General features: G+C 66.6%; 21 protein-coding genes and 1 pseudogene. 11 read left to right on the top strand and 11 right to left on the bottom strand.

Features of this window, described 5'->3' with window-relative positions; genetic code table 11:
* Positions 1 to 5 precede the first annotated feature (5 nt).
* From CSW60_RS18310 to CSW60_RS18295, 5 genes and pseudogenes are all read left to right on the top strand, one after another.
* Positions 6 to 185 carry a rubredoxin gene (locus CSW60_RS18310; protein ID WP_099538608.1) on the top strand — a complete coding sequence of 60 codons (180 nt, stop codon included), beginning with the start codon at positions 6 to 8 and terminating at the stop codon, positions 183 to 185.
* 74 nt (positions 186 to 259) lie between these two features.
* Positions 260 to 745, top strand: a complete 486-nt coding sequence (locus CSW60_RS18305; RefSeq protein WP_099538607.1) for a DUF3291 domain-containing protein — start codon at positions 260 to 262, stop codon at positions 743 to 745.
* A 7-nt stretch (positions 746 to 752) separates the two neighbouring features.
* Positions 753 to 870: pseudogene (locus tag CSW60_RS23240) on the top strand (hypothetical protein); the annotation flags it as partial.
* Between the two features lie 76 nt (positions 871 to 946).
* Positions 947 to 1,609 carry a phosphoribosylformylglycinamidine synthase subunit PurQ gene (gene purQ, locus CSW60_RS18300; RefSeq protein ID WP_099538606.1) on the top strand — a complete coding sequence of 221 codons (663 nt, stop codon included), beginning with the start codon at positions 947 to 949 and terminating at the stop codon, positions 1,607 to 1,609.
* Between the two features lie 106 nt (positions 1,610 to 1,715).
* Positions 1,716 to 3,647, top strand: coding sequence for a CocE/NonD family hydrolase (locus CSW60_RS18295; protein ID WP_099538605.1), 1,932 nt, complete (start codon positions 1,716 to 1,718; stop codon positions 3,645 to 3,647).
* A 101-nt stretch (positions 3,648 to 3,748) separates the two neighbouring features.
* On the opposite strand, the gene CSW60_RS23730 is transcribed toward CSW60_RS18295, so the two are convergent.
* Positions 3,749 to 3,916: a hypothetical protein gene (locus CSW60_RS23730; protein WP_201723087.1), complete on the bottom strand. Its 168-nt coding sequence runs from the start codon at positions 3,914 to 3,916 to the stop codon at positions 3,749 to 3,751.
* Between the two features lie 226 nt (positions 3,917 to 4,142).
* On the opposite strand from CSW60_RS23730, the gene purL reads away from it, so the two are divergent.
* On the top strand, positions 4,143 to 6,350 hold the full coding sequence (gene purL, locus CSW60_RS18290; RefSeq protein ID WP_099538604.1) for a phosphoribosylformylglycinamidine synthase subunit PurL: 2,208 nt from the start codon (positions 4,143 to 4,145) through the stop codon (positions 6,348 to 6,350).
* A 51-nt stretch (positions 6,351 to 6,401) separates the two neighbouring features.
* Here the strand turns inward: purL and CSW60_RS18285 are convergent, their stop codons facing one another.
* The 3 genes from CSW60_RS18285 to CSW60_RS18275 all read right to left on the bottom strand — a co-directional run bounded on the left by CSW60_RS18285 (position 6,402) and on the right by CSW60_RS18275 (position 10,389).
* The gene (locus CSW60_RS18285; RefSeq protein WP_161495659.1) at positions 6,402 to 7,319 is read right to left on the bottom strand and encodes a sensor histidine kinase; all 918 of its coding nucleotides are present in this window, start codon (positions 7,317 to 7,319) and stop codon (positions 6,402 to 6,404) included.
* 212 nt (positions 7,320 to 7,531) lie between these two features.
* Positions 7,532 to 9,349: an ATP-binding protein gene (locus CSW60_RS18280; protein ID WP_099538602.1), complete on the bottom strand. Its 1,818-nt coding sequence runs from the start codon at positions 9,347 to 9,349 to the stop codon at positions 7,532 to 7,534.
* Positions 9,350 to 9,453: 104 nt separating this feature from the next.
* Positions 9,454 to 10,389 (bottom strand): M20/M25/M40 family metallo-hydrolase, encoded by a 936-nt coding sequence (locus CSW60_RS18275; RefSeq protein ID WP_099538601.1) that lies wholly within the window; start codon positions 10,387 to 10,389, stop codon positions 9,454 to 9,456.
* A 123-nt stretch (positions 10,390 to 10,512) separates the two neighbouring features.
* Here CSW60_RS18275 and CSW60_RS18270 point away from each other — a divergent pair, with 123 nt between their 5' ends.
* The 4 genes from CSW60_RS18270 (at position 10,513) to CSW60_RS18255 (ending at position 12,422) form a co-directional block, all read left to right on the top strand.
* A complete protein-coding gene (locus CSW60_RS18270) occupies positions 10,513 to 10,749 on the top strand; it encodes a BolA/IbaG family iron-sulfur metabolism protein (RefSeq protein ID WP_066685791.1) in 237 nt (78 codons plus the stop codon).
* Positions 10,750 to 10,760: 11 nt separating this feature from the next.
* The gene (locus CSW60_RS18265; RefSeq protein ID WP_099538600.1) at positions 10,761 to 11,603 is read left to right on the top strand and encodes a hypothetical protein; all 843 of its coding nucleotides are present in this window, start codon (positions 10,761 to 10,763) and stop codon (positions 11,601 to 11,603) included.
* A 64-nt stretch (positions 11,604 to 11,667) separates the two neighbouring features.
* Positions 11,668 to 12,009: a Grx4 family monothiol glutaredoxin gene (grxD, locus tag CSW60_RS18260; RefSeq protein WP_099538599.1), complete on the top strand. Its 342-nt coding sequence runs from the start codon at positions 11,668 to 11,670 to the stop codon at positions 12,007 to 12,009.
* A complete protein-coding gene (locus CSW60_RS18255) occupies positions 12,006 to 12,422 on the top strand; it encodes a thioesterase family protein (RefSeq protein WP_099538598.1) in 417 nt (138 codons plus the stop codon). The genes grxD and CSW60_RS18255 overlap by 4 nt, the downstream gene beginning before the upstream one ends.
* On the opposite strand, the gene CSW60_RS18250 is transcribed toward CSW60_RS18255, so the two are convergent.
* Positions 12,406 to 12,777, bottom strand: coding sequence for a hypothetical protein (locus CSW60_RS18250; RefSeq protein WP_099538597.1), 372 nt, complete (start codon positions 12,775 to 12,777; stop codon positions 12,406 to 12,408). The genes CSW60_RS18255 and CSW60_RS18250 overlap by 17 nt on opposite strands.
* Positions 12,778 to 12,856: 79 nt before the next feature.
* Here CSW60_RS18250 and CSW60_RS18245 point away from each other — a divergent pair, with 79 nt between their 5' ends.
* Positions 12,857 to 14,008, top strand: coding sequence for a serine hydrolase (locus tag CSW60_RS18245; protein WP_099538596.1), 1,152 nt, complete (start codon positions 12,857 to 12,859; stop codon positions 14,006 to 14,008).
* On the opposite strand, the gene htpX is transcribed toward CSW60_RS18245, so the two are convergent.
* The 6 genes from htpX to CSW60_RS18215 form a co-directional block, all read right to left on the bottom strand.
* Complete coding sequence (gene htpX / locus CSW60_RS18240) at positions 14,005 to 14,958, bottom strand: zinc metalloprotease HtpX (RefSeq protein WP_099538595.1); 954 nt, start codon at positions 14,956 to 14,958, stop codon at positions 14,005 to 14,007. The two genes, CSW60_RS18245 and htpX, sit on opposite strands and share 4 nt — an antisense overlap.
* 11 nt (positions 14,959 to 14,969) lie before the next feature.
* The gene (locus CSW60_RS18235; protein WP_099538594.1) at positions 14,970 to 15,278 is read right to left on the bottom strand and encodes a zf-TFIIB domain-containing protein; all 309 of its coding nucleotides are present in this window, start codon (positions 15,276 to 15,278) and stop codon (positions 14,970 to 14,972) included.
* A 264-nt stretch (positions 15,279 to 15,542) separates the two neighbouring features.
* Positions 15,543 to 16,160 (bottom strand): 30S ribosomal protein S4, encoded by a 618-nt coding sequence (rpsD, locus tag CSW60_RS18230; protein WP_013078362.1) that lies wholly within the window; start codon positions 16,158 to 16,160, stop codon positions 15,543 to 15,545.
* A gap of 175 nt (positions 16,161 to 16,335) precedes the next feature.
* On the bottom strand, positions 16,336 to 16,716 hold the full coding sequence (locus CSW60_RS18225; RefSeq protein ID WP_099538593.1) for a hypothetical protein: 381 nt from the start codon (positions 16,714 to 16,716) through the stop codon (positions 16,336 to 16,338).
* A 73-nt stretch (positions 16,717 to 16,789) separates the two neighbouring features.
* Positions 16,790 to 17,623 carry an S-formylglutathione hydrolase gene (gene fghA, locus CSW60_RS18220; RefSeq protein WP_099538592.1) on the bottom strand — a complete coding sequence of 278 codons (834 nt, stop codon included), beginning with the start codon at positions 17,621 to 17,623 and terminating at the stop codon, positions 16,790 to 16,792.
* A gap of 135 nt (positions 17,624 to 17,758) precedes the next feature.
* Positions 17,759 to 18,868, bottom strand: coding sequence for an S-(hydroxymethyl)glutathione dehydrogenase/class III alcohol dehydrogenase (locus CSW60_RS18215; protein ID WP_099538591.1), 1,110 nt, complete (start codon positions 18,866 to 18,868; stop codon positions 17,759 to 17,761).
* Positions 18,869 to 18,900: the final 32 nt, after the last annotated feature.

Raw genomic sequence — 18,900 nt, 5'->3', positions numbered from 1 at the left:
CGACGATGAGCGCGGAACCCTTCAAGGTCTGGCAGTGCCGCACCTGCGGCTACATCTACGACGAGGAACAGGGCGATCCGACCGAGGGCCTCGCCCCCGGCACGCGCTGGGCCGACATCCCCGCCGGCTGGATCTGCCCGATGTGCGGCACGCCGAAGTCCGACTTCGACATGATCGAGCTGTAGAAAAGCGCGTCCGGCCCCTTCCGCTCGAAGCTTCGCAACACGATGTTCGTCGGCGAGCGGAAGGGAGACCATCAATGAGCGCGAAGTTCCACCTGGCCGAGGTCAATGTCGGGCGGCTGAAGGCGCCGATCGATCATCCGATGATCAAGGACTTCGCCGGCAACCTCGACCGCATCAACGCGCTGGCCGAAGGCTCCCCCGGCTTCGTCTGGCGGCTGAAGGGCGATGGCAACAACGCCACGGACCTGGCCATCGGCGGCGATCCGCTGTTCATCCCGAACCTGTCGGTCTGGGAGGATATTCCCTCGCTCGGCGCCTACGTCTATCGCAGCGGCCACGTCGAGATCATGCGCCGCCGCCGCGAGTGGTTCGAACACATGGACCTCTACATGGCGCTATGGTGGGTCCCGGCCGGCCACACGCCGACTGTCGAGGAAGCGCTGGAGAAGCTGGCGCACCTGGAAGCGCATGGCCCGACACCCGCCGCCTTCACTTTCAAGGCGCCCTTCCCGCCGCCCAGCGGCGAGGCGGTGGAGCCGGAATTGGACGCGTGCGCTTGAGCTTGAAAAGCGCCCCCTCCGTCACGATGCGTATCCGCATCGCGCCACCTCCCCCGTTGCACGGGTGAGGAGGACGGGGTCTTCCTCCTGCTCCGCTTGCGGGGGAGGTGGCGCGGCGCCGATAGGCGACGTGACGGAGGGGGCGCTTTAAACGGCTCGCCCCACTGACATTCCGTCCGAACGGTGATACAGGCCCGCGCCATGAAAGCCGCCGTCATCGTTTTTCCGGGTTCGAACTGCGATCGTGACTGCAAGGTCGCCATCGAGCGCTCCGCTGGGGCGCGTGTCGAAATGGTCTGGCACCAGGAGACGGCCCTGCCGGACGATCTGGACCTGATCGTCCTGCCCGGCGGCTTCTCGTACGGCGATTACCTGCGCTGCGGCGCCATGGCGGCGCTCAGCCCCGTGATGAAGGAAGTCGTCGCCGCCGCCGACAAGGGCGTCGCGGTCGTCGGTATCTGCAACGGCTTCCAGGTGCTGACCGAGGTCGGCCTGTTGCCCGGCGCCCTGCTGCGCAACGCCGGCCTCAAGTACGTCTGCAAGCCCGTCGAGCTGGACATCGTCAATGGCCAGACCCGCTTCACGGCCGGCTATGGCGAGCAGCGCCAGGCGGTGATGACCGTCGGCAACGGCGAGGGCAACTACTTCGCCGACGAAGAGACGCTGGACCGTCTCGAGGGCGAGGGCCAGGTGGTGTTCCGCTACAAGGAAAACCCCAACGGCTCGGCCCGCGACATCGCCGGCATCATCAACGACAAGGGCAACGTCCTGGGCCTCATGCCCCACCCCGACCGCGCCTTCGACGCCGATCTTGGCTCGGAAGACGGCGCGATCCTGTTCCGCAGCATCTTCCAGAGCGCCTAGAGCCTCTCCGTTCGCGGATAAAAATGGGCTGACCGGTGCTGTTACACCGTAGCAGCCGGCAAATCCCGGTCCTAAGGTGCCGCCCTCTGTAGGAGGGCCCACCATCATGCGTTTTGCTTCCGTCTTGCGCGCCGGCTTGCTCGCCGCCGCGGCCGCTTCGGTGTTCACTGCCGCCGCCCAGGCGCAGATCTCGGCGATGACGCCGGACATCGACGGCAAGTATGTCGCCGCCAAGGTCAATTACGATTACGAAAAGCGTGTCGTGATGATCCCGATGCGCGACGGCACCAAGCTCTACACCGTCATCGTCGTGCCCAAGGGCGGCAAGAACCTGCCGATCCTGCTGACCCGCACCCCCTACAACGCCACCAAGCGCGCGGCCCGCGCCGACAGCTCGCGCATGGTGGCGGCCATGCCGCAGGGCGACGAGCCCTTCGTGGCCGACGGCGGCTACATCCGCGTCTTCCAGGACATCCGCGGCAAGTACGGCTCGGAAGGCGACTATGTGATGACGCGGCCGCTGAAGGGCCCGCTGAACAGCTCCGAGGTCGACCACTCCACCGACGCCTACGACACCATCGACTGGCTGGTGAAGAACGTGCCCGAGACCAACGGCAAGGTCGGCATGCTGGGCAGCTCGTACGAAGGCTTCACGGTGGTGATGGCCCTGGTCAATCCGCACCCGGCCTTGAAGGCGGCGGCGCCGATGAGCCCGATGGTCGACGGCTGGATGGGCGACGACTGGTTCCAGTTCGGCGCCTTCCGCCAGATCAACTTCGACTACTTCACCGGCCAGACGACGGTGCGCGGCGCGGGCGAGAGCGTCCAACGCCAGGGCTATGACGACTATTCGAACTTCCTGCGCGAGGGGTCGGCCGGCGACTACGCCAAGAACCACGGCCTGGACCAACTGCCCTGGTTCAAGAAGCTGGCCGAGCACACGGCCTATGACAGCTTCTGGAGCGAGCAGGCCCTCGACAAGACCATGGAGAAGACGCCGCTCAAGGTGCCGACCATGTGGATCCAGGGCCTGTGGGACCAGGAGGACATCTGGGGCGCGGTGCACTCGTACCCGGCGCTGGAGTCCAAGGACAAGAACAATGACATGAACTACCTGGTGCTGGGCCCGTGGCGGCACAGCCAAGTGAATTACGACGGCTACAACCTCGGCCCGTTCAAGTGGGACGGCGACACCGCCCTGCAGTTCCGCCGCGACGTGCTCAAGCCCTTCTTCGACCAGCACCTGAAGGACGGCCCCAAGGCCGACACCCCGCCGGTGCTGATCTACGATCCGGGCCAGAACAAGTGGAACCGCTACGCCAGCTGGCCCCAAGGCGGGACCAACGCCCAGACGACCAAGAACCTCTATCTGGAAGCCAAGGGCGGTCTCGACTTCACCGCACCGGCGCCGGCCAAGGGCGACGCGGCCTATGACGAATATGTCTCGGATCCGGCCAAGCCCGTGCCGTACATCCCGCGTCCGCTGCAGTTCGCTGATCGCAGCCGCTGGACGCCCTGGCTGGTCACCGACCAGCGCAGCGTCGATGGCCGTCCGGACGTCCTGACCTATACGTCCGAGCCGCTCAAGGAACCGCTGAAGATCGCCGGCGTGCCGAAGGTGAACCTGGTGGCCTCGACCAGCGGGACCGACAGCGACTGGGTCATCAAGCTGATCGACGTCTATCCGGATGAGGTCCCCAGCCAGCCCGAGCTAGGCGGCTATCAGCTGCCGGTCGGCATGACCATCTTCCGCGGCCGCTATCGCGAGAGCTTCAGCCAGCCCAAGGCCCTGACGCCGAACAAGGCGCTGAAGTACCAGTTCATCCTGCCGACCGCGAACTACACCTTCAAGCCGGGGCACCGGATCATGGTGCAGGTCCAGTCCAGCTGGTTCCCGCTCTATGATCGCAACCCGCAGACCTTCGTGCCGAACATCTTCTTCGCCAAGCCCGGCGACTATGTGAAGGCCACGCAGCGGGTGTTCCACGCGGGCGATACGGCCAGCTTCATCGAGCTGCCGGTCGTCGACGCCAAGTAGACGCCGACCAACAAATCCTGCCCCGCTGGGGGAGGGATTTCAAAGCAAGAAGGGCCGGCGGATCACCGCCGGCCCTTCCTTCTACGGAGAGTTCTTGCAGGTCAGCGCTGGTCGCGCCGTTCCTCGGTCTGTTCGGCCTGTCCGGCCTCGCCGCCCGGATTTTGGCCCTGCTCGTTCTGACGCGGCTGGCCTTGTTGCTGTTGCTGGCCCGGAGCGGGACGTTGCTGGTCGTTCTGCTGCTGCTGCGGATTGCGGTCTTGTTCGGCCATTGGGCTTTCCTTCGGTTCACAGCGCGCTCTTGACGCACGCAAGAACAACGAACCCGGAGTCCCGACGTTCCTCCGGTCAAGCCGCCTTAATTCCAGCTAAGCTCACGATTTTCCAAAACTTTCCCAACAGCGTCGGGAGAGACGGCTCTCCGGTCGGCCGTTCTCGCGGCGAAGAAATCCGCTGGGCTGTGGCGGAATCCCGGGGACCGGGTTAGAAGGCGCGCCCATGAGCACGCCCCAAAAGCCCATGGCCGAATTGGCCGCCGAGTTCGGCCTGAAACCCGCCGAATATGACGTTGTCCTCAAGCGCTTGGGCCGCGAGCCCAACCTCGTCGAGTTGGGCGTCTTTTCGGTGATGTGGTCCGAGCATTGCTCGTACAAGTCCTCGAAGAACCAGCTGAAGAAGTTCCCGATCAGCGGCCCCCGCGTGATCTGCGGCCCAGGCGAGAACGCCGGCGTGATCGACATCGGCGACGGCGACGCGATCATCTTCAAGATGGAGAGCCACAACCACCCCTCGTACATCGAGCCCTATCAGGGCGCGGCGACGGGCGTGGGCGGCATCATGCGCGACGTCTTCACGATGGGCGCGCGGCCGATCGCGCTGCTGAACGCTCTGCGCTTCGGTGATCCGGAGCATCCGAAGACCAAGCGCCTGGTGGACGGCGTGGTCGCCGGCATCGCCGGCTATGGCAACTGCGTGGGCGTGCCCACCGTCGCCGGCGAGACCAACTTCCACAAGGGCTACAACGGCAACATCCTGGTCAACGCCATGTGCGTGGGCCTGGCCAAGGCCGACAGCATCTTCTACTCGGCCGCCCCGGGCCCGGGCCTGGCGGTCGTCTATTTCGGCTCCAAGACCGGCCGCGACGGCATCCATGGCGCGACCATGTCCTCGGCCGAGTTCTCGGAGGACTCCGAGGAGAAGCGCCCCACCGTCCAGGTCGGCGACCCCTTCGCCGAGAAGCTGCTGATCGAAGCCACGCTGGAGCTGATGGCCACCGGCGCGGTCGCCGCCATCCAGGATATGGGCGCGGCGGGCCTGACCTCCTCGTCGGTCGAGATGGCCGGCAAGGGCGGCGTCGGCATCGAGCTGAACATGGACATGGTCCCTCAGCGCGAAGAGGGCATGAGCGCCTACGAGATGATGCTGTCGGAAAGCCAGGAGCGCATGCTGGCGGTCCTGAAGCCCGGCCGCGAGCAGGACGGCCACGCCATCTTCGAGAAGTGGGGCCTGGACGCCGCCGTCATCGGCTACACCACCGACACCGGCCGCCTGGTGCTGAAGCATCACGGCGAGACGGTCTGCGACGTGCCGCTGGCCCCGCTGTTCGACGACGCGCCGCTGTATGACCGTCCCTGGGTCCAGCCCAAGCTCGACCCGCGCCTGGATCCGGCCACCATCCCCGCGCCCACCGACTGGACGAAGGCCGTGCTGACCGTCGTCGGCTGCCCCGATATGGCCTCCAAGCGCTGGCTGTGGGAGCAGTACGACCGCCACGTCATGGCCGACACGCTGGAAGACAGCGCTACCGGCTGCGACGCCGGCATCGTGCGCATCCATGGCGCCGGCAAGGCCATCGCCGTCACCAGCGACTGCACCCCGCGCTATGTCCAGGCCGACCCCTACGAAGGCGGCAAGCAGGCCGTCGCGGAAGCCTGGCGTAACCTGACGGCCGCCGGCGCCCTGCCGATCGCCATCACCGACAACCTCAACTTCGGCAGCCCCGAAAAGCCCGAGACCATGGGCCAGATCGTCCGGGCCACCGACGGCATGGCCGAGGCCTGCCGCGCGCTGGACTTCCCGGTCGTGTCGGGCAACGTCAGCCTCTACAACGAGACCAACGGCGTCGCCATTCCGCCGACCCCGACCGTCGGGGCCGTGGGCCTGCTCGAGGACTACGACCTGCGCACGGGCTTCGGCGCCGTCGCCGAGGGCGACACCCTGGTGTTGGTCGGCGATACGCACGGCGAACTGGGCGCTTCCATCTATCTGCGTGAGATCCTGGGCCGCGAGGACGGCGCCCCGCCGCCGGTCGACCTGGCGGTCGAGCGCAAGAACGGCGACTTCGTGCGCGGCCTGATCGCCTCAGGCCTGGTCGCCGGCGTCCACGACCTGTCGGACGGCGGCCTGTTGGTCGCCGCGGCCGACGTGGCCCTGGCCAGCAAGGTCGGGATCACCCTGAACGCGACCAGCCAGACCCACGCTCACCCGTACCTCTTCGGCGAAGACCAAGCCCGCTACCTGATCGCCACGCCCGATCCCGACGCCGTGCTGGACGCGGCCAAGGAGGCCGGCGTCCAAGCCAGCGTCGCGGGCGTCGCCGGCGGCGAGACCTTCGCCTCGGATGGCCTGTTCAGCATTCCGCTGGAGACCCTGCGCACCGCGCACGAAGCCTGGCTGCCGGGCTATATGAACGCGCCCAAGGCCTGATCGGCTAAAGACCGTCGCGGAGCATCGCCGTCCGCGACGGACTTCGCGCCGCTAGGCCTCCAGCAGACTTTCGACCGATGCGGTCAGGCGGACCGTCAGTCCCTCCGGTCCGAAATCCTTCTCGACGCCGCCCGCGCCCGTCAGTCCCAGACTGACGAGCCGGGAGCCGAAGCCCTTGCGCTTCGGCGTGACCGCGGGCGGTCCGCCCCGCTCGCGCCACTCCATCCGGACATGCTCGCCCTCGCGCGCCCAGCTGACGGACACCCTTCCAGTCCCCTCCGTCAGTGCGCCGTACTTGATCGCATTGGTCGCCAGCTCGTGGACCAGCAGCGATACGGTCTGGGCGATCGGCGCCTTGACCACCAGTTGCGGTCCTTCAACGTCGAAGCGAGACGGATCGGCCACCCGCGCCAGAGCCGTCTCGATCAGCTCCTTGAGGTCCGCGCCGTTCCAGTCGTGTTGCAGCAGCACGTCGTGGGCGCTGGCCAGGGCGTGCAGACGATCATCAAAGGTTTGCACCCGCTCCCGGTCAGGGACATCGCGAAGGGTCTGCTGGGCGATGGCCTGAACCAGGGCCAGAGTGTTCTTCAGCCGATGGGTGGTTTCGGCCATCACCAGCGCCCGCTCGCGCTCGGCCACGACCTGCCCCGTCGTCTCGATGGCGATGTCGAGAATGCCCTCGACGCGGTCCCCGTCGCGCAGGGGGCTGTAGGAGAAGGTCCAATAGGTGTCTTCGGGAGCCCCGTTCCTGGTCATCACCAGGCGCATGTTCTCCATGTAGACGCGCTCCCCCGCCCTGGCCCTGGCGATCAGCGGCGCGATATCGCCCCAGACGTCCGACCAGACCTCGTGGATCGGCTGGCCCAAGGCGTCGGGATGCCTTGCGCCCAGAAAGGGAATATAGGCGGCGTTGTAGATGAGGGTCTGCTCAGGACCCCAGGTTGCACAGGTCGCGAACTCTGTGCCCATCATGATGTCGTATGTCGTCCTGAGCGCAGCAGGCCAGGATTCCTTCGCCCCCAAAGGGGTCTGCGCCCAATCGAACTCATCTATGCTCTTGGGCAATCGGCGATCCCACGCGTCTTTGGGACCTGCATTTACCATGAAGGCCGAGGCATGCCCAACAACGTACCGGTTGTCATCGCCAATAGCCCCAGCGAAGTCGCATGACTTGTCGCCAGCTAGGCCGCGTGGCTCCTGCCCGCCCAGCGCGCCACCGCCTCCAGCAGCTTCGACGGACTGATCGGCTTGCCCAGATGGTCGTCCATGCCGGCGGCCAGGCAGTTGGCGACCTGTTCGGGCAGGACGTTGGCGGTCATGGCGATGATCGGTGTCGCCGCGCCGCGCGCGCCTTCCAGCGCCCGGATTTCCCGCGTGGCGGTCAGGCCGTCCTTGACCGGCATCTGCACGTCCATCAGCACAAGGTCGAACTCGCCCTGTCGCATGGCCTCGACGCCGGCGACGCCATCGTTGGCGGTCTCCACGATCACGCCGAACGGCTCCAGCATCGCCTTGACCAGTTCGCGGTTCACGGCGTTGTCCTCGACCAGCAGCAGCCGTACGCCCGCCTCGGCGTTCAGGGGTTCTGCCGCGTCGACCGGGGGCGAGGGCGCGTCGGCCAAGGGGCCCCGCACCTCGAACCAGAAGGTCGACCCCTCGCCCTCGACGCTGTCGACGCCAATCTTGCCGCCCATATGTTCGATGATGCGGCGCGAGATCGCCAGGCCCAGACCCGTGCCCCCAAACCGCCGCGACACAGCCGCGTCGGCCTGCGAGAACCGGTCGAAGATCGCCTCGCGGTTTTCGGGCGCGATCCCGATCCCGGTGTCGACCACCTCGGCGCGCAGCAGGGCCTGATCCCCCTCGATCATCTGACGGAGCTTGACGGTGATCGCGCCCCGCGCGGTGAACTTCACGGCGTTGGACAGGAAGTTCAGCAGCACCTGCGAAAGGCGGGAGCCGTCCAGGTTCATCGGCGCGATGGCCTCTCCGGCCTCGACGATGACGGATAGCCCCTTGGCGTCGGCGCGCTCCTCGACCAGGGCCGCGCACGACGAGGCCATGGCGGCCGGATCGAACGGCGCGGGATCCAGCTCCAGGCCGGCGGCCTCCAGACGCGAGAAATCCAGCACGTCGTTGACGACGCTGAGCAGGGTGTTGCTGGCGTCGAGGATATGTCCCGCCTGACGCGCGGACGTCTCGTCCAGCCTTCCCGACCGCCGCAGCACCTCGGCGAAGCCGATGATCGCCGTCAGGGGCGTGCGCAGCTCGTGGGTCATATTGGCCAGGAAATCGGACTTGGCCGCCGAGGCCGCCTCGGCCAGCTCCAGCGCGTGCGCGATGTCCAGCTCAAGGCGCTTGCGTTCGGTGATGTCGCGCGAGGTGACGAGCAGAATGCCCGACCCGTCGCCCAGCCGCGAATAGGAGCTTTCCAGCCAGATGATCGAGCCGTCCTTGCGGATGCACTCGTAGTCCAGGCTCGCGGGCGGACCGCCGGGCGTACGGCTCATGATCACCTTTTGCGCCCGACGGAAATCGGACTCGCTGACCATGGCCGTCGGCGGCAGGTTCAGGAACTCCTCCACGCTATAGCCCGTGATCGGTTCGATGCTGGGGGAGCTGTAGAGCCGTTCGCCCTTGCGGCTCCAAAGCGCCACGTGGTCGGTCAGATTGTCGCCCAGCAGTCGGTACAGGCGGTCCGCCTCGCGGTACTTGGCCAAGGCCTCCTCGGCCTCCTCGATGGCCTTCTGCTTGCTCTCGAGGCTGGCCGACAGGGCGTGGTGCAGTTCCTCCAGGCGCAAGCGTTGACTGCTCAGCCATAAGGCCAGCGGGGTCGCGATAACCGAGGCGATGATCAAGGTCGTCGCCGGCGTGAAGTCCGATGGAACACCGCGGATCAGGACGTTGAGGACGTAGTCCGCCGCCAAGGCCGCGCCCACGGTCAGGGCGACCGTGGGAATGGCCCGCAAAATCCGGTCCTTCAAGCCGACGATGTCGATCTTATGCCTCCCCCCGCCTTGCCGACAGGATGCCCCCGTATAGGTTTAAGGAGAAACGAGAATTTCCGCCAAGGGCCGCCGACTCGGTTCGGGTTTCAGCAAGACTAGCGCCCGGAAGCCTTGCTCACGTCGTCCAGCTGCCGCTCAAGGGCGAGGCTCGCCTGGACCACAGTCGCCACCGAACGCTTGAAGAAGTCCTGCGGCACGGTCGCGAAGTCGTCGGTGGGCTTGTGATACTCGGGGTGGTCCTCCACGCCGAAATAGACCCACGGCACGCCCTTCTCGCCAAAGGCGTAGTGGTCGGACTGGTTGCTCCAGTTGTTCTCCTTGCCGTCCGCGTCGGTGTCGTGGCCGAGCTTCAGGGACACGGGCGCGGTCGCCGCCACCTTGACCAGGATCGGCTTCAGATACGGGAACGGCGCGGTTCCGGAGACATAGAGCTCGTTCTTCGGGTTCTTGCTGAGCATGTCGAAATTGACGTCCAGCACGAGGGTCTCCAGCGGAACCGGCGGCGCGGCCGCGAAGGCCCGAGCGCCGCGCAGGCCGCTCTCCTCGGCGTCGACGACGGCGAAGATCACGTCGTGCTTCGGCGGCTTGGCCTTGAAGGCCTCGGCCACCGCCAGCAGGCCCGCCACGCCCGAGGCGTTGTCGTCCGCGCCGTTGTAGATCTCGCCGTTCCGGACGCCCAGGTGGTCGTAGTGGGCCGAAACGACCATCGCCTTGCCCCCTTCGGTCCCCTTGATGCGCGCGATCAGGTTCACGCCCTGAACGGTCGAGCCATCGCGCTTGGCGAAGCTGAACGGCTGCTCGAACCGCTCGCCGACAGGCGAGAGGCCGATCTGGGCGAAACGGGACAGGATGTAGGCCCTGGCCTTCTCCGACCCCGGCGTCCCAGGCGCGCGCCCTTGCATGTCGTCGGCCGACAGGATGCGGACATCCTCCAGCGCCTTGTCTCCAGGGCCCGCAAAGGCGGGATGGGCGGCGCTGGCGGCGAGAACGATGGCGAAGAGGACGGAGCGAGCAGGTGAAAGCTTGATCATGCCGCTTACATGCCGTGCGCGGCGCGGCGAATTCAATTAAATCTCACGGCGGTCAGGATCGCGTACGGCTGTTCTTAAGACATCCTGCCCCAGTGAAGCTTTCGTAGAACGGAGTTCTCCGCCGTGCCCATGTCCCACGCCGAGCTCGAAGCCCGCCTGACCGCGGCCTTCCCCGATTCCGAGATCGTGCTGACCGATCTGGCCGGCGACAACGACCACTGGAAGGCGCGCATCGTCTCGCCGGCCTTCAAGGGCCTGCCGCGCGTGCGCCAGCACCAACTGGTCAACAAGGCGCTGGCCGACGTGCTGGGCGGAACCTTGCACGCCTTGGCGCTCGAAACCGCCGCCCCCGCCGACTAGGCCGCTCCCGCGTGCGGTATCGTCCCCTGGGCAAATCTGGCGTAGCGATCTCGGCGCTGACCCTGCGCCTGGGCGACGCCGCGCAGGACGCTCGCGCGCTGGTGCTGAAGGCGCTGGAGCAGGGGATCAACAGCTTCCAGGTGGACGGCGTCTCCGAAGCCCTGCGTCAGGGCGCGAAGAAGGCCTTCGCCTCGGTCGAGCGCGGGCGCCTGTTCGTGATCTTGCGCGTGCGCGGCGAACCCCAGCAAGGCTTGGCCGCGTCCTTCGAAGCGCTGGGCCTGGAGCGCGCGGATCTTGTGCTGATCAATGATCCCCTGGGCCCTACCCTGCCGCCCGCTCTCGAAAACGATCTGCGCGGAATGAGCGATAGGCCAGGCCTTGGCGTCGCGACGCGCGGCGAGGTCGATCCCGCCGTACTGGACAATGACTTGCTGGTCGCCATCGCCTCGCCTTTCAACCTGACCTCCGGCCTTCCAGATCGTCATCGTCTTCGCGACGCCGAGCGCCGGAACCTGGCCGTCTTCGGCGAGGACTTCTGGCCGCAAACACTGCGGAACAGCGGCCAGGTCCTGCCCCGGCCCTCGCTGTGGCGGCGGCGCACCGATCCCCTGGCCGGGATAGGCGGCTACGACTTCCTGCACGATACGCCGGACTGGAGCGCCGAGGACATCTGCCTGGCCTACGCCCTGACGGAGCCCGCGGTGACCTCGGTCTGCGCCTCCATCGACGATCCCGCCCACATCGCGCGTCTGGCCGCCATGGTCGATCGCGAGTTGCCCGACAGCGTCCGCGCCCAGATCGAGCTGGCCCGGTTCTCGGCCCAGGAACGCGAGAAGGCCGTCAGCCGGGCCTGATCGTCGCACTTGACCCCACCCGCGAGGGCGCCTAGCTGAGGGCCTTCGCCAAGGATCCATCTCCATGACCGACGCCGCCGCCTCCCCCGCCATCGACTTCATCGCCAAGACCATCGCCGAGCATCCGGTCGTGGTGTTCATGAAGGGCGTGCCGGATCAGCCGCGCTGCGGCTTCTCGTCGGTCGTCGTGCAGATCCTCGACCATCTGGGCGTTGAGTTCGTCGGCGTCGACGTCCTGCAGGACGACGAGCTGCGTCAGGGCATCAAGACCTTCACCGACTGGCCGACCATCCCGCAGCTCTATGTGAAGGGCGAATTCGTCGGCGGCAGCGACATCGTGCGCGAGATGTTCCAGTCGGGCGAGCTGAAGACGTTCCTGGCCGAACAGGGCGTCCTGGCCGCGTGAAGCTCTTCGAGCCCCCGCGCGACGCCTTTTCCCTGACCTTCCAGCCCAAGGCGTCGGACATCGACGCCAACGGCCACGTCAACAACGTGGTCTATCTCTCCTGGGCGCAGGACCTGGCCATCGCCCACTGGGAGGCCTGGGCTGACGAAGCACAGCGCGCACCCTGGAGCTGGGTCGCGCGCCGCCACGAGATCGACTATCGCCGCGAACTGCTGCTGGGCGAGATCGCCACGGGCTACACCTGGGTCGGCGAGCTCAAGGGCCCGCGCTTCGAGCGCTATGTCCGCATCGACGGCCCCGACGGCGAAATGTGCGCCCAGAGCCGCACCGACTGGGTCCTGATCGACATCGCCGCCAAGCGCCCCGCGCGCGTCCTGCCCTGGATGGTCGAGCGGTTCACGCCGAAGGGCTGAGCACCGGGTTGGCGATCACGACGCGTTCGCCGCGCTTCAGTCCCAGCTCGTCATAGCTGAACGTCATCTCCGCCCAGCCCTTGGGCCCCTTGCAGGTCTCCAGGCGACGACGGGCGAAGGCGACCACGGCCCGCCCGACCTGGCGATCCACCCGGAACACCATGTTGGCGCGGTCGGCGCAGCCCCTGCTTTCGATCCGGATCGTGACCTCATATCGCCCGAGGGAGACCGCGAGCAGAGGCTCAAGCTCGGGCCAAGTCTCGCCCGCGACCAGGCGAGGCGTCGTCGCGCAACCGGCCAAGGTGAAAACCGCCCCGGCCAGGACGAAACCTCTGCGTGAATACTGCGCGCCCATCGACCTCTATGCGAACGAACCGAATTGGGCTGAAGATCGCGCGCCGCTGGCCGCCTGACCAGCCTTGGGGAGAGGGTCCGTGCACGTTCGTTCCGCTTTTCTGTCTCTGAGCCTGATCACACTTATGGCCAGCGCATCGATCTCCCCAGCTTTCGCGGCCGCCGACTATCGAAAGCTCGACGCGGAGATCGATCGGTTGAGAGAGGTCGGCAAAGTCCCCGGCGTGGCGGTCGCGGTCGTCGAGGGCGGCAAGCCCAGCCATCTCAAGACTAGCGGTTTCCGCAACGCCAAGGGCGATCCGCTGACCGCCGACACGATCATGTACGCGGCGTCGCTCACCAAGGCGGCCTTCGCCTACTACGTCATGATGCTGGTCGACGAGGGCAAGCTGGATCTGGACAAGCCCATCGCGACCTATCTTCCCAAGCCCCTGCCCGACTACGAGGCCTACGCCGACCTAGCCAATGATCCGCGCTGGCGCGAGATCACGCCGCGGATGCTGATGACTCATTCGGCCGGCTTTCCAAACTTCCGCTGGCTGAACCCCGACGAGAAACTAGACATCAAGTTCAAGCCGGGAAGCCGCTACGCCTACGCCGGCGAAGGCATCAACCTGATGCAGTTCGTCATAGAACAGGGCCTGGACCTGAAGGTCGGCGAAGACATGAACCGCAGGCTTTTCCAGCCGCTTGGCATGACCCGGTCCAGCATGATCTGGCGCGCCGACTTCGCCGGAAATCTCGCCGACGGCCAGGACGAGAACGGCAAGTGGGAGCCGCACGACGACCGGTCCAGCGTCAAGGCGGCCGGCTCGCTGGACACTACGATCGGCGACATGGGCAAGCTCGCGACCGCCATGGCCTCAGGCTGGGGGCTTTCGGCGAAGGCGCGCGCCGAGTTCGTCAGACCCAGCCTGCCGATCAAGAGCGCCCATGAGTTCCCGACCTTGACGACCGAGGAAAACCCCGACAACGCCAAGATCGGTCTGGCGGCCGGCGTGGGCGTCGTCGTCCACGATGCCCCCCAGGGCCACGCCTTCCTAAAAGGCGGGCACAACGACATCACCGACAACATGCTGGTCTGTGTCGAAAAAGGCCGACGGTGCGTCGTCATTCTGACCAATAGCGGCGTGGGCCAACGCATCATTCCAGCCCTAGTGAAGGCGGCCCTGGGAGAGACCGGAACGCCTTGGTCATGGGAATATAGCCGCCTGCCGCCGCTTGTTCCCTAGCCCCAGGGCCCCGCTTTCGAGCTAGCGCCGCTGGGACGCACCGCGGGTTCCGACATTGGAACCGCGGCGCGTCGCGCGCCCTGCCTGACGCCGAGCTTCATCAGGGCCTCGACGCGGTTGTGGGTCGCGGGGTGGGTCGAGAACAGACTGTCGGCGCCCTTCCCGGCCAGCGGGTTGATGATGAACATGTGGGCCGTGGCCGGATTGCGCTCGGCCTGGACGTTCTCGTAACCGCCCCGGGCATAGGCCTCGATCTTCTCCAGCGCGCGCGCCAGGGAGTCGGGATCGCCAGCGATCTGGGCGCCGACGCGGTCGGCCTCGTACTCGCGCGAGCGGCTGATGGCCATCTGCACCAGCATGGCGGCGATGGGCGCCAGGATGGCGATGGCGATCGCGCCGATCATCCCGCCAAGCCCGCCGCCGTTGCCTTCCTCGTCGCGCGAGCCGCCGAAGAAGAAGGCGAAGTTGGCCAGGGCCGAGATCGCGCCGGCGATCGTCGCCGTCACGGTCATGGTCAGGGTGTCGCGGTTCTTCACGTGGGCCAGCTCGTGGGCCATGACGCCCCGGATCTCATCGCGGGTCAGCAGCGACAGCAGCCCCGTGGTCGCGGCCACGGCCGCGTGGGCCGGGTCACGGCCAGTGGCGAAGGCGTTGGGCTGCACGCTGTCGATCACCGTGATGCGCGGACGCGGCAGGCCGGCCTTGGCGGCCATCTCCGCCACGTCGGCGGCGTAGTTGCGGATCAGCGGCTCGGGATGGCTCTCATCGACCTCGACCGCGCCATAGGTGCGCAGCACGATCTTGTCGGCGTTCCAGTATGAGAAGGCGTTCATCGCCACGGCGAAGACGAGGGCGATCGCCATGCCGGTCGGGCCGCCGATCAGGTAGCCAGCGCCGGCGAACAGGGCCGTCAGGCCCGCGAGCAGAATATAGGTCTTGAGGTGGTTCATCGGTCTGGCTGTCAGTCGAAGATGTCGAACAGGTCGAAGCGCTTTTTCTTCTTATAGCCGTAGGCGCCGCCGCGATGGTCGTCATCGTCGTCGCGGCGGTATCCGGACGGCCTGTGATCGTGATGGTGATCGGGGCGGCTGTAGGGTTTCGGCTGGCCATAGATGGCCTGCGTCTCTTCCCGCTCCAGCGTCATCAGCTTCTCGAGCTCCCCGCGATCCAGCCACACGCCACGGCAACGCGGACACATGTCGAACTCGACGCCGGCGCGTTGCACGGTCTGCATGGAGCCGTCGCAGTTGGGGCACATCAGAAGCGGCATAAGGAACCTCCGGTCCAGAAAGGATGGATCGGGTGTTCCCGGCCAGATACGGCGCCTTTCGGGGAGGGGGGCTAGGCGGCCGGACCCAAGACATCGAGAACACCCGATGCGGTCCGACATCACGAGCGCTTGCATCGCTCGCCAGAGGGGCCCGGTCCCGCTGTTCTAGAGCTAGGCAGCCGGTTGTTGGGGTTCAAGGGGCGGGAAACAAAAAAGGCCCCGGATCGCTCCGGGGCCTTTTCCGTATCGTGTCTGGTCCGACGCTTACGAAGCGTAGAATTCGACGACGAGGTTCGGTTCCATCTTCACCGGATACGGAACTTCCGACAGTTCCGGAGCGCGGACGAAGGTGGCGGTCATCGACTTGGCTTCGACCGAGACGTACTCGCAGAAGTCACGTTCGTTCGAGGCCAGCGACTCCAGAACCAGAGCCATGTTGCGCGACTTTTCGCGAACGCTGATCACGTCGCCCGGCTTGCAGCGGTACGACGGGATGTTGACGCGCTTGCCGTTCACCAGGACGTGGCCGTGGTTGACGAACTGACGCGCGGCGAACGGGGTCGGCACGAACTTGGCGCGATAGACGATGGCGTCCAGGCGCGATTCGAGCAGGCCGATCAGGTTCTCCGAGGTGTTACCCTTGCGGCGGGCGGCTTCCTCGTAGGTGCGCGAGAATTGCTTCTCGGTCAGGTTACCGTAGTAGCCCTTCAGCTTTTGCTTGGCGCGCAGCTGCAGACCGAAGTCCGAAACCTTGCTCTTGCGGCGCTGGCCGTGTTGGCCCGGGCCGTACGAGCGCGAGTTGACCGGGGACTTCGGACGGCCCCACAGGTTTTCACCCATGCGGCGGTCGATTTTGTACTTGGCGCTATGGCGCTTCGACATAGTCGTTCTTTCTAACGATCCGGGCCGGCTCCCCTTAAAAAGAGGCGCGATTGCAACGGCGGCTTCGGGTCAATCCGTCATAAGGTCATCGCGCCGCGCGGCGAGCCGGCGGCGTGAAGGCGCGGTTTATGAGCGAAGGCGGGCGGGGAGTCAATCTTCCCCGCCCTTTCCGGGATCAGGGCCGCACCAGCGGATTGCGCACGCGGATCTGGCCGCCGCGCTGGACGCCGAAGTCGTCCAGCGGATAGCGCAACTCCACACCCTCGGCGATCAGGGCCCGGCAGTTGTCCGGACGCTTGCGAATGAAGCTGAAGGCCGTCAGGCCGTCGCGCCGCTGGCTCTCGACCGAGAAGTCGTCCTGGCGCGTGCAGCCGTTGGAGGAGACCCGGATCACCAAGTCTCCGCCCTCGACCCGCGCCCCTTGCAGGCGTTCCAGGCTGTCCGAAACGCCGCGGGTCTGAGCGTAGTCGGTATGGAGCTCATCGGCGTCGATGATCACGCAGGCCGAGGTGCTCAGGCCCAGGGCGATCACGGCGGCGAGCGGTGCGAGTTTCATGGATTTCCCCTCCAGTCAGCTTGACCGTGAGAGGACCGCCCGCCGCCTGAACCCAGGATGAATTACGAAAGAGTCACAACCGGGCGGCGTGGAACGCCAGGTGGTCTCCGATGAAGGTCGTGATGAAGAAGTAGCTGTGGTTATAGCCTTCCTGGCGGCGGACCGTGACCTTGCGGCCGGCCTTAGCGGCGGCGGCCTCGATCAGTTCCGGCTTCAGCTGGCTCTCCAGGAAATTGTCGGCGAGGCCCTGGTCGATCAGGATATCGTCGAAGCCCTCGCCCTTCCCGTCCTCGATCAGGGCGCAGGCGTCGTATGGGCGCCACGCCGCGCGATCGGTACCGAGATAGGCGGTCAGCGCCTTGTCGCCCCACGGGCAGTTCAGCGGCGAGACTATGGGCGCGAAGGCGCTGACCGACTTGAAGAGCTCGGGGTGCTTCAGCGCGATGATCAGGGCGCCGTGGCCGCCCATCGAGTGGCCGAAGATTCCCTTGCGCGCGCCGTCCAGCGGGAACGCGCCCTCGACCGCCGCCAGGAGATCGCCAGTGACGTAGGAGTGCATCATGAAGTGCGGCGCCCACGGCGCCTGGGTGGCGTCGACATAGAAGCCGGCGCCCTGCCCCAGGTCGTAGGCCGGATCGTCGGCGACGCCCTCGCCGCGCGGCGAGGTGTCGGGCGCGACAATGGCGATCCCGTGCTTGGCGGCGTGCGCATAGACGCCCGACTTCACCGTGAAATTGTCCTCCGTGCAGGTCAGGCCCGACAGCCAGACGAGATAGGGGAAAGGCCCCTGCCCGTCCGGAGTCCACACCGTGAACTTCATCGGCGTGCCCGTGCTGGTGGAGGCGTGCTTGCAGTAGCGGAGCGTGCCGCCGTGGACGCGGTGGGTGGAGAGGGTTTCGACGGTCATTCGCAATCTCCTCCCCTCCCCCTTGCGGGGAGGGGCTGGGGGTGGGGGTGTCAGCCCCGCCATCGCCGAGCCGACACCCCCAATCCGACCGCTTCGCGGCCACCTTTCCCAGCAAGAGGGAAAGGAACTGAAATCTTAGAACGTCACCACCGTCCGGATGCTCTCGCCCGCATGCATCAGGTCGAAGGCCTTGTTGATCTCTTCCAGCGGCAGGACGTGGGTGATCATCGGGTCGATCTGGATCTTTCCGTCCATGTACCAGTCGACGATCTTGGGCGTGTCGGTGCGGCCGCGCGCGCCGCCAAAGGCCGTGCCGCGCCACACGCGGCCGGTGACCAGCTGGAACGGACGGGTGGAGATCTCCTTGCCCGCCTCGGCCACGCCGATGATGATGCTCTCGCCCCAGCCGCGGTGGCAGGCTTCCAGCGCCGTGCGCATGATGCCGGTGTTGCCGGTGGCGTCGAAGGTGTAGTCCGCGCCGCCGTCGGTCAGGGCCACCAGGTGCGCGACGAGGTCGCCCTGCACGTCATTGGGATTGACGAAGTGGGTCATGCCGAACTTGCGGCCCCATTCCTCGCGGGCCGGGTTCAGATCGACGCCGACGATCATGTTGGCGCCGACCAGCTTCAGGCCCTGGATCACGTTCAGGCCGATGCCGCCCAGGCCAAAGACGATGCAGTTGGCGCCCGGCTCCACCTTGGCGGTGTTGGTGACGGCGCCGACGCCGGTGGTCACGCCGCAGCCGCAGTAGCAGGCGGTCTTGAACGGCGCATCGCGGCGGATCTTGGCCACGGCGATCTCGGGCAGGACCGTGTAGTTCGAAAAGGTCGAGCAGCCCATGTAATGATAGATCGGCTGGCCTTTGTACGAGAAGCGGCTGGTGCCGTCCGGCATCAGGCCCTTGCCCTGGGTCGCGCGGATCGCCGTGCACAGATTGGTCTTGCCCGACAGGCAGCTTTTGCACTGGCGGCATTCGGGCGTGTAGAGCGGGATCACGTGGTCGCCGACGGCCACGCTGGTCACGCCCGCCCCGACCTCGACCACCACGCCCGCGCCCTCGTGGCCCAGGATCGAGGGGAAGATGCCCTCGCTGTCGAAACCGTCCAGCGTATAGGCGTCGGTGTGGCAGACGCCCGTCGCCTTGATCTCGACCATCACCTCGCCGGCCTTGGGCCCTTCGAGGTCGACCTCGACGATCTCCAGCGGCTTCTTGGCTTCGAAGGCGACGGCGGCGCGGGTCTTCATCGGGAGGTCTCCTCAGGAACGAGTCGGCGCGA

The organism is Caulobacter sp. X, assembly GCF_002742635.1.
GTDB lineage: Bacteria > Pseudomonadota > Alphaproteobacteria > Caulobacterales > Caulobacteraceae > Caulobacter.
The sequence above is the reverse complement of the archived record's forward strand: the minus strand, read 5'-3'. Positions and strand labels throughout refer to the sequence as shown.

Excerpts from the sequence above, each read along its gene's own strand:
- CSW60_RS18310 (WP_099538608.1), top strand. The coding sequence starts at position 6 with ATGAGCGCGGAACCCTTCAAGGTCTGGCAGTGCCGCACCTGCGGCTAC.
- CSW60_RS18305 (WP_099538607.1), top strand. The coding sequence starts at position 260 with ATGAGCGCGAAGTTCCACCTGGCCGAGGTCAATGTCGGGCGGCTGAAG.
- purQ (WP_099538606.1), top strand. The coding sequence starts at position 947 with ATGAAAGCCGCCGTCATCGTTTTTCCGGGTTCGAACTGCGATCGTGAC.
- CSW60_RS18295 (WP_099538605.1), top strand. The coding sequence starts at position 1,716 with ATGCGTTTTGCTTCCGTCTTGCGCGCCGGCTTGCTCGCCGCCGCGGCC.
- CSW60_RS23730 (WP_201723087.1), bottom strand. The coding sequence starts at position 3,916 with ATGGCCGAACAAGACCGCAATCCGCAGCAGCAGCAGAACGACCAGCAA.
- purL (WP_099538604.1), top strand. The coding sequence starts at position 4,143 with ATGAGCACGCCCCAAAAGCCCATGGCCGAATTGGCCGCCGAGTTCGGC.
- CSW60_RS18285 (WP_161495659.1), bottom strand. The coding sequence starts at position 7,319 with ATGGGCACAGAGTTCGCGACCTGTGCAACCTGGGGTCCTGAGCAGACC.
- CSW60_RS18275 (WP_099538601.1), bottom strand. The coding sequence starts at position 10,389 with ATGATCAAGCTTTCACCTGCTCGCTCCGTCCTCTTCGCCATCGTTCTC.
- grxD (WP_099538599.1), top strand. The coding sequence starts at position 11,668 with ATGACCGACGCCGCCGCCTCCCCCGCCATCGACTTCATCGCCAAGACC.
- CSW60_RS18250 (WP_099538597.1), bottom strand. The coding sequence starts at position 12,777 with ATGGGCGCGCAGTATTCACGCAGAGGTTTCGTCCTGGCCGGGGCGGTT.
- htpX (WP_099538595.1), bottom strand. The coding sequence starts at position 14,958 with ATGAACCACCTCAAGACCTATATTCTGCTCGCGGGCCTGACGGCCCTG.
- CSW60_RS18235 (WP_099538594.1), bottom strand. The coding sequence starts at position 15,278 with ATGCCGCTTCTGATGTGCCCCAACTGCGACGGCTCCATGCAGACCGTG.
- rpsD (WP_013078362.1), bottom strand. The coding sequence starts at position 16,160 with ATGTCGAAGCGCCATAGCGCCAAGTACAAAATCGACCGCCGCATGGGT.
- CSW60_RS18225 (WP_099538593.1), bottom strand. The coding sequence starts at position 16,716 with ATGAAACTCGCACCGCTCGCCGCCGTGATCGCCCTGGGCCTGAGCACC.
- fghA (WP_099538592.1), bottom strand. The coding sequence starts at position 17,623 with ATGACCGTCGAAACCCTCTCCACCCACCGCGTCCACGGCGGCACGCTC.
- CSW60_RS18215 (WP_099538591.1), bottom strand. The coding sequence starts at position 18,868 with ATGAAGACCCGCGCCGCCGTCGCCTTCGAAGCCAAGAAGCCGCTGGAG.